This is a genomic window from Bacteroidales bacterium (assembly GCA_031276035.1).
Classification (GTDB): Bacteria; Bacteroidota; Bacteroidia; order Bacteroidales; family BM520; genus RGIG7150.
In genome coordinates this window covers 1-9,067 of sequence record JAISNV010000040.1, presented here as the reverse complement: position 1 = coordinate 9,067, position 9,067 = coordinate 1, and the positions used below count along the sequence as shown (strand labels likewise).

Here is a 9,067-nt window from a genome sequence, read left to right as displayed (position 1 = left end):
TTGCTGGTCATGCTGCCCCTCGACTTGCATGTGTTAAGCCTGCCGCTAGCGTTTATCCTGAGCCAGGATCAAACTCTCCATTGTAAATATTTTTTTTAATGTTTCTCTTTTGCTATCCCATTATTTTAAGGTAATGGTTATTATCATAAATTATTACCATCTCCTTTATGATATGTCAAGATAATCTCATTTAATTAATGAAATACCTATTCATAAATAACAGGTCGCTCCACAGGTCTTTTGTGCTTAAATTATGTCAAAGAACTTTCTCTTTCCAATCTGCGATAACTTTATAATGTCATCATTCAAACGGACTGCAAAAATAATACTTTTTTATTTATTATATCACTTTTTTTAAAATTATTTTTATACTTTTTTGACATCTGTTGATTATCTGATATTTGTATATGACTTATTCTTTTATTATGATGAAAAGTCAAAAGACCAATTAACAAATTTGATGTCATTATAGAAAATAATATCAATCTGTATTTGACAATGCGTCAGATAAAAATTATTAGACGGATAAGATTTATTGATTATGATTCGCTTTAAAGCAAATTATAATTAATTCCGGAAAAATTTTACGGATAATCAAGTTAATTGTACCTTTGTAGTAAAAAACATGTTCATTTTTTACCATAGTAACACTATGACATAGAGAATTAACAAAATAAATCTGATTTATGGTAAAATCACTCATCTCTTTATATTCTTATCGTGTTTAAAGGTAAATGAGTAAAATACATGACTATAATGTATGAAATATATAGTTATATATTCTTAATAGACGACAAAATCTATGATTTTTTCAGTTTCTTAATAGCAATTATTTCTAGATTCTTCAACATTCTTTTTTGAAATATCGCAAGGATTGACATCAAGATATATTTCTGCACCTAGCGGCACTTCAAAACCGGTTTTTAATTCAATAAAATCAGTTGCTCTTAAACATATATTGCTATTTGAGGGAATTACTGTTGCACTACTCATAGATATTGATTTATTCACAGCATAATTATACGTATTAAAATTATAAATTTCAACAACTGCCGTAGTATCACAAGCGCATTTTAAACTATATACTTTCACGTAATCAACATACATCTTTTCTTCGAAGGGAGGATTTAAATATTGTAAATTATATTCAGAAACGTTAATACCAAGTATTAGTCGAACATAATCAATGATTCCATTTCCATCAGGAGCCAAATTATCATTAACTATTGATCTAATAGGTTTCCCATCAACATACCATGTAATTTTGTTACTGTTCCATTCAATTGCATATAAATGCCATTGCGTATAATCGGAATTAAAAAAAGTATATACTCGATCACGAGCAGGTTCACAAGGAGGTTCTCCTTCCCCAACATAGCAAGTATGAACATTTGTTTCGAATTGAGTTGCATCATTGTATTTTCCCATAGATTCAAAAATATCAATCTCTGCTCCATTATTATAAGTTTGCTCGCCTCGCCATGTCCAAAACGCATGTATTATACCTTTTTTATAAGGAAATTTAATCATGGCTTCAATGTATCCATATTTTATGTCATTATTTGGAGATTTTGTTTCTACCCAACCACTCGTATAGTCATATTCTTTTCCAGGAACACATGAACCGCAACACCACGAACTAGGATAAGGTGGAGTTCCCGGACAAGTTGCCGATTCGCTTTTTACTCTTATAACCAACTGTCCATTTTCAACCCAAACGTTATGCGCACGATTTATACTAGGTTTTCCTCCATGATCACAATAATCTACTTTGTTCCATCTTTGAGTGTCAAAACTTTCAAAATAATCCGCCCATTTTAGTTGCCAATTTTTGTCATTTGCAGGTGTTTGCGAAAATACAACAAGATGTGTAAGCAAACAAGCAAAAACTGTTAAACATACTCTATTCACTTATGTCTCCTTTCTTGTTTTGTTTCTATAATAGTATTATTATCAACTCCCCTATCAAACGCTTTTACTTGACTGTTTTCATTTACCATAGCAATTTCCGGATATTTTGTTTTATGGATAATTTCTTTATTAAAAATATAACCGGAATGCACCAAAGCAACCAATGTAGCTGTATCAAAAATAAGTAACAGCTCATTCGTATTCAGTTTTATTCCTCTTATATGCACTTTGCTATGGCATGGGAAGAAAATTACAGTATAAATTATTATAATTGCTGTTCTTATTATAAATTTATCAGTTTTCATAACTACAATATTAATCTTAATAAATTTATTTCGTTAGAATCATCTTCTTAGTATCTATTACCCTGTTATTTACCAACAATGTATACAAATACATACCTGCAGAGAGTTCGGAGCCCTGAATGATAATATTTCCAACACCTTTGGTGGCAATGTTGAATGATTTAATTTCAATCCCCTGCATATTGTAGATTATTAGCTTTGCAGAGGTAAAATTTTCAGGTATTTCAAATTTAATTTCCGTACTTAAAAAGAAAGGATTAGGTGCATTTTGTAACAATTTCGCATTTTTGTAGTTTTCCGAATCTTCTTGTCCATTTATATCATTATTTGAAGAATTTTTTAATTGAACATCTTCATCATAGATATTTTCTTTTAAAATAAATAGCTCAGATGCCTGTTTATATACTATTGCTTCTAAATTAGTTATTTGCTCTTGTTGCTCTTTTATTGCTTCCACCAAAACCGGTATCATTCCAATATAATTTATGTAATAATATTCGTTCATTTCACTTGGAGCATAAACTAATTCAGGAAATATTTTCTCAAGATCTTGTGCTATAAAACCAAAAGTTTCCTTTTCTATTAATTTTTCTGAGCCATTGATATTTTTAGTTTCTTCGTCTTTTTTATAATTATAAGTTTTACTTTTTACTTCCATTAGTTTGCTTAATGTTTTTCCTAAAGGTTTAATATTTTCCTTTAACCTATCATCTGAACTATATGCATATGTATATTTGACGTATAGATGATTAACATACGTTGAATTCACCGGATAGCTATTAGTTCCAATTGAGAAATTTGCAGTTTTACAATATAGTTGTGGTGCAGACCATACATTCTGGTTATCAAGAAAAATATCTTCCCAACCTTCACCATACAATGAAAAACGAACTTTTCCTTTTACATCCAGGTTATATGCTGGGTTAATCCCCCCAATACCTACAAATCCATTATTTGCAACTTTAACCTGACATGTTGCAACACTCGTTATTAAAAGTAATACAATCGGGATAAATAATTTCTGTCTCTCAGACTTTAATATAAAATCTTTTATTTGTTTCATAATTATTTCCCTAATTTGTGTCGGGCGCAACTTTTGATGTTTTAATTTTTATGTTAAAATTTATGCAACAAATATACCTATATTTTTTAATAAAAAACTATTTTTTTTGTCAATGATTTATATAAATCAGTACAAATTGATTTTTAATCCCAGTTTTGCAAACAAATGGAGTGCCTTTTTATACTTATGAACCCACAAAAACAAAAAAGGAGATATAAAATTTTACATCTCCTATATTAATAATCCAAAGTAAGGATATATATAATTTATCATATAACTTAATCTGCGACTATACTCGTTTTAAAATTTCGAGCGTTAATTGCCAAAATTTATCTACAGTAGATATCTCAATTCTTTCATCGGGAGAATGAACGCCTCTAAGAGTTGGTCCGTAAGAAATCATATCCATTTCCGGATATTTTATTGAAAACAATCCGCATTCTAAGCCGGCATGGATAGAACGATAAATTGCCGGTTTATCAAACAAATCTTTGTAGGCATCCATTGCAATCTTTAATATTTTAGAATTTGGATTCGGTGTCCAACCAGGATATCCGTCACCACGTGTAACTTTAGCATCAGCCAATAACAAGCATTGCTCAACCATATTAGCAACATCTTGTTTCAAAGATTCGGAATCACTTCTTTGACTTGTTGTTATAACAATACGTTTATTTCTAAATTTAACTGAAGCAAGATTTGTTGATGTTTCAACAATACCTTTCAACTTATGACTCATTGATATAACTCCATGAGGCATAGCATATATAAGTCGTGTAATGTTCAGGAAATCTTTTTTTGTAAGAACTTTCTTCGGCAAATCTGTTTTTTTACATTCAACAATTACACCCGGATCCGTAAACTCTAATTCATTTTGCAAAGTTTTTTCATATTCACTGACGGCACGTTCCATTTTACGAGCATCCTTTGTTTTAACAGCAATAATTGCATAAGCTTCGCGAGGAATTGCATTACGTAAATTGCCACCTTCAAAATGAGCTAAACTCATTGTTCTATTACGTGAATAATCTACAATGAATCTATTTAATAATTTATTAGAATTACCTAGACCTTTATCTATATCATCACCGGAATGCCCGCCTTTTAAACCTCTTACCATTATTTTATAGCCGGTCATATTTTTATCGACTGGTTCAAACTCATAATCAATTCTTCCTACGGTATCCATTCCGCCAGCACAACCAATAAATATTTCGCCGTCATCCTCGGAATCAAGGTTTAATAAGATTTTAGATTTTAACACTTTAGGTTGTAACCCGAAAGCACCTGTAAGTCCGGTTTCTTCATCAACTGTGAAGAGGCATTCAATTGGCCCGTGTTCAATATCATTAGATTCCAATATTGCGAGTTGAACGGCAACTCCAATTCCATCATCGGCACCAAGTGTGGTACCGTCGGCTTTAACCCAATCACCATCAATAATTGGTTTAATCGGATCTTTTTCGAAATCGTGAATGATATAACTATTTTTTTCGCATACCATATCGATATGACTTTGCAAGCAAACCCAAGGCTTCCCTTCATAACCTTTTGTTGCAGGTTTTCTGATTAATACATTTCCGGTAGAATCTACGCTGTGCTCTAAATTTTGTTTTTTTGCAAAAGCTACTAGATATTCTATCATTTTTCCTTCTTTCTTTGAAGGACGTGGAACTTTACAAATTTTTTCAAAATGTTCCCACACAATTCTTGGAGATAAAGAATCTAATTGCATAATATTTATTAATTAAATTTTCAACAAAGATAAAATATATTATTTACTTATTAACGATATAATTTTTTTTTTCATACATTTGCAATATAATTTTAACATTTTTTACATGATTATTATAGCAGACAGCGGTTCAACAAAGATAGATTGGCGAATAATTGAAGATACGACTATTATTCAACATATTACGGAAGGATTTAATCCGTATTATCACAAACCCGAATTATTGGAAAACTTTGCCAGAGAAATAGCCGAGAAAACATCAAGAGAAAATATAAAATCAATATACTTCTACGGCTCAGGATGTTCAACAGAAACAAATTATAAAATTGTTACTAATGCATTAAAAAAATCATTTCCAAATGCTTTTTGTTTTGTATATCATGATTTGTTAGCTGCGGCACGAGCATTATTCAGAGATGAAGGCGGAATCGCATGTATACTCGGAACAGGCTCTAATTCTTGCCTGTATGATGGAGTCTCGGTTATTGAAAATGTTCCTTCTGTGGGTTGGATGATTGGTGATGAAGGTTCAGGTGTTTATATCGGAAAACTTTTAATTACTGATTATTTGAGATTTACTATGCCAAGTGAAATTAGGGAAACTCTTGAAAAGGAATATAAGTTAACTTTTGAAAATGTTCTTAATGAGATTTACACAAAAGATAATCCTAATAATTTCTTTTCTTCTTTTCCACCCTTTATTTTCAATAATATAAATAATAAGTATTGTTACGATTTAGTAATGAGAAATTTTGATGATTTTTTCAAATGGCAGATTTCCAAATATACTGATTATATAAATGAACCGATAGCTTTTGTAGGTTCAATTGCCTATCATTTTAAAGATCAAATATATGAATGGGGAAAGAAAAATAATTTAAGAATCGGGGAAATTTTAAAAGCTCCTATGGACGGGCTGATTAAGTATCACTCAAGATAGAAGCGCCCCCCTCAAAATATTATTTTCAGGATACCTCATTAGAATGTTTTTTCAATTCGAGGATAATTTTATCCGCTACATTCGGAGGTGAAACGTAAATGTAATCTTTATTTCTTTTAAACCAAGTGATTTGACGTTTTGCGTAGCGACGAGTATTTGTCTTTATTTTCTCGACAGCTTCTTCTAAAGAATAAATTTTATCGAAATAGTTAAATAACTCAACATATCCGACTGTTTTTAAGGCTGTTAATTTTTTGTATTGATATAATTCTTCAGCTTCCTGAATTAATCCCGAATTAATCATTTCATCAACACGATTATTGATATTAATATATAAGGTATCTCTATCTGTTTGGATACAAAATTTGATAATATTGAAATCACGCGGTTTAGACTTCCCTTTTCGCATCTCGGAATATTTAATTCCGGTAGCATAAAAGACTTCCAAAGCTCTAATAATTCTAACAGGATTGTAGAGGTCAACTTCCGAATAATACTCAGGATCAATTGTTTCAAGCTTCTTTCTTAAGGCTTCTATTCCTTCTTCATCAAGTAACTTTTTTAATTCAACTCTCAATTCCGGATCCGGATCCGGAAAAAAATCAACACCATTTACAACAGCATCAATATATAACCCCGAACCGCCGCAAAGAATAACGTAATTAGATTCTTGAAACAACTGAGGAAGAAGTTCCAAGACATCATTTTCAAATTTTGAAATATTGTAAGGATCATGTATTGAAATATTTCCTATAAAGAAATGTTCTGTTGCTGCTAAGTCTTTATCAGAAGGAACGGCTGTACCTATTTTCATTTCTCTGTAAAATTGTCGCGAATCCGCCGAAACAATCTTACAATTTAATTTTTGAGCAAGTTCAATAGCTGCGGAAGTTTTTCCTGAAGCAGTAGGACCGGTTAATACGATTAATGTAGGTTTAGTACATGTCATCGCTAAAATCATCATCGATTAATTCGTTAAATTCATCTCTTATTTCATCCTCATATGAATCTTCATCATCAAAAGGTTCAAAATCATCGGAACCAAAATCATCAATAAGTCCGCCGCCTTTATAATCCAGTTCATCCTCTTCATAAAGAAGTATCGGAAATTCATCACTTTCGGTATCTTCAATTTCAATACACTGCAAAAATAAAGTTACAGGCGACAAAAAATCATATTCGTAAAGAAGCCTTTGACCGGAGTTTTTAATGATTTCACCTATTAATGTTTCTTCCATAACTTTTATAGGTAAAGCGGTTAAATCTTCGTCATCATCTTTTTCAATATTTTTTTCATCAATCGACATATCCAAAAGAGATATTTCGGTTTGTTTATTCCAGTCACTATCGCAAGTATAGAATGATGCAAGATCATTTCCATTCAAATCACATACTTCAACGATAAAATCGTGAAGATCCAAAAAATTTTGGTCGCCTAAAATTTCTATTTCGCGTAAGAAATCTTCATTCTCCTCTGAACAGATGCGAATTTTATAAGCTTTCATTATTATAATAAATTATTTAGAATTTAAATTAATATTCTTAGGTTTTAATCCGAGTGAAATTCCTTTTTCCAGCATATAATTATAGGCCGCTTCGAAAGTATTTTCACATTCGCCGTCAAGTATTGCATCCTTAACAGCATTTTTAATCAGTCCGACATCTTTAGACGGCTGTATATCAAAAGTTTCCATAACATGTTCGCCTGTTATCGGCGGTTGCCATGTTCTCAAGAAGTCTTTTTCTTCAATTTCGATAAGTCTTTGCCGTACAAGGCAAAAGTTGTCTAAATATTTTCTTACTTTTTGTTTATTTGAAGAAGTGATATCTGCTTCGCAGAGTAACATAAGGTCATCAATATCTTCTCCTGCTTCAAATAGTAAACGACGAACCGCAGAATCAGTAACGCCATCTTCCGATAAAAATTGTGGGCGAAGATGTAAGTAAATTAATTTTTGCACATACTTCATTTTATCATTAAGAGGTAGTTTCAATCTTGAAAATATTTTCACAACCTTTTTTGCACCTACGACTTCATGTCCATGAAAAGTCCAACCGATTCCTTCAATATATTTTTTCGTATCCGGTTTAGCTATATCATGTAAAAGCGCAGCCCAAAGCAACCATAGATTTTTAGTGTTTTTTGCGACATTATCAAGAACTTTTAAAGTATGATAAAATACGTCTTTATGAGCCTTGCCGTTAACTACTTCAATTCCTTTTAACTTTGAAAATTCAGGTAAAATTTTATTCAATAAGCCTGCTTTATCTAATAAAATAAAGCCAATGGACGGTTTGGGCGATAATAAAATTTTATTTAATTCGTCGGATATTCTTTCTTTAGATATAATTTCTATTCTATTAGAATTTGATATAATAGCGTTGAACGATTTTTCTTCAATTGTAAAATTAAGTTGCGATGCAAAACGAATAGCACGCATCATGCGAAGCGGATCGTCCGAATAAGTAATATCAGGATCTAGGGGAGTTCTTATTATTTTATTGTGAAGATCAATTAAACCGAAGAAGGGGTCGATTAAATTTCCAAAAGTATTTGTGTTTAAAGAAATCGCCAATGTGTTAATAGTAAAGTCTCTCCTATTTTGATCGTCCTGCAAAGTTCCGGGCGAGACTAGCGGTTTGCGCGAATCTCTATTATACGATTCTTTGCGAGCACCAACAAATTCAACTTCAATATATTCATTTTCAAAGAAATATTTTACCATTGCAGTTCCAAAGTTTTTAAAAATACTTACTTCTGTAGAACCTATGATTTTTGCAAAAGTTTTTGCTAATTCTATACCGTCTCCTACACACACAATGTCAATATCTTTGGATTCTCTTTCCAAAAAGATATCCCGTACATATCCGCCAACAACATAGGCTTCAACTTGCATAGTTTCAACAGCCTTGTTTATAGGATAAAAAATATTATTAATGTCAAATAAATCAATTACCACCTAAATGTATTTAAAAAACTAAGCAATCAATGCCTCACTTACTCACTAACAACAAACTTCCTAATGAACTTCTTTTCATTATTCCGGATAACCAAAATATAAATACCCCGCGATAAACCAGATACATTATACTTATACCGATAGACCCGTTCG

At 31.4% G+C, this 9,067-nt stretch carries 9 protein-coding genes and 1 rRNA gene; 1 reads left to right on the top strand and 9 read right to left on the bottom strand.

The genetic code is table 11. The features are described from left to right. The 5 genes from LBP67_10070 to LBP67_10050 form a co-directional block, all read right to left on the bottom strand. A 16S ribosomal RNA gene (locus LBP67_10070) occupies window positions 1–84 on the bottom strand; the annotation flags it as partial. 735 nt (window positions 85–819) lie between these two features. Next, a complete protein-coding gene (locus LBP67_10065) occupies window positions 820–1,911 on the bottom strand; it encodes a glycoside hydrolase family 16 protein (protein MDR2085324.1) in 1,092 nt (363 codons plus the stop codon). Continuing rightward, window positions 1,908–2,216, bottom strand: coding sequence for a hypothetical protein (locus LBP67_10060; GenBank protein MDR2085323.1), 309 nt, complete (start codon window positions 2,214–2,216; stop codon window positions 1,908–1,910). The genes LBP67_10065 and LBP67_10060 overlap by 4 nt, the downstream gene beginning before the upstream one ends. A gap of 25 nt (window positions 2,217–2,241) precedes the next feature. Beyond that, the gene (locus tag LBP67_10055) at window positions 2,242–3,279 is read right to left on the bottom strand and encodes a tail fiber domain-containing protein (protein ID MDR2085322.1); all 1,038 of its coding nucleotides are present in this window, start codon (window positions 3,277–3,279) and stop codon (window positions 2,242–2,244) included. Window positions 3,280–3,568: 289 nt separating this feature from the next. Continuing rightward, complete coding sequence (locus tag LBP67_10050) at window positions 3,569–5,014, bottom strand: aminoacyl-histidine dipeptidase (GenBank protein ID MDR2085321.1); 1,446 nt, start codon at window positions 5,012–5,014, stop codon at window positions 3,569–3,571. 106 nt (window positions 5,015–5,120) lie between these two features. Between LBP67_10050 and LBP67_10045 the strand changes: the two genes are divergently transcribed. Then, window positions 5,121–5,954, top strand: a complete 834-nt coding sequence (locus LBP67_10045) for an ATPase (GenBank protein MDR2085320.1) — start codon at window positions 5,121–5,123, stop codon at window positions 5,952–5,954. Between the two features lie 25 nt (window positions 5,955–5,979). Here the strand turns inward: LBP67_10045 and miaA are convergent, their stop codons facing one another. The 4 genes from miaA to LBP67_10025 form a co-directional block, all read right to left on the bottom strand. After that, window positions 5,980–6,918, bottom strand: a complete 939-nt coding sequence (gene miaA, locus LBP67_10040) for a tRNA (adenosine(37)-N6)-dimethylallyltransferase MiaA (GenBank protein MDR2085319.1) — start codon at window positions 6,916–6,918, stop codon at window positions 5,980–5,982. Further along, a complete protein-coding gene (locus LBP67_10035; protein ID MDR2085318.1) occupies window positions 6,890–7,459 on the bottom strand; it encodes a hypothetical protein in 570 nt (189 codons plus the stop codon). The genes miaA and LBP67_10035 overlap by 29 nt, the downstream gene beginning before the upstream one ends. A gap of 12 nt (window positions 7,460–7,471) precedes the next feature. Next, window positions 7,472–8,851 carry a CCA tRNA nucleotidyltransferase gene (locus LBP67_10030; protein ID MDR2085317.1) on the bottom strand — a complete coding sequence of 460 codons (1,380 nt, stop codon included), beginning with the start codon at window positions 8,849–8,851 and terminating at the stop codon, window positions 7,472–7,474. 101 nt (window positions 8,852–8,952) lie between these two features. Beyond that, the gene (locus tag LBP67_10025) at window positions 8,953–9,018 is read right to left on the bottom strand and encodes a hypothetical protein (GenBank protein ID MDR2085316.1); all 66 of its coding nucleotides are present in this window, start codon (window positions 9,016–9,018) and stop codon (window positions 8,953–8,955) included. Window positions 9,019–9,067 lie beyond the last annotated feature (49 nt).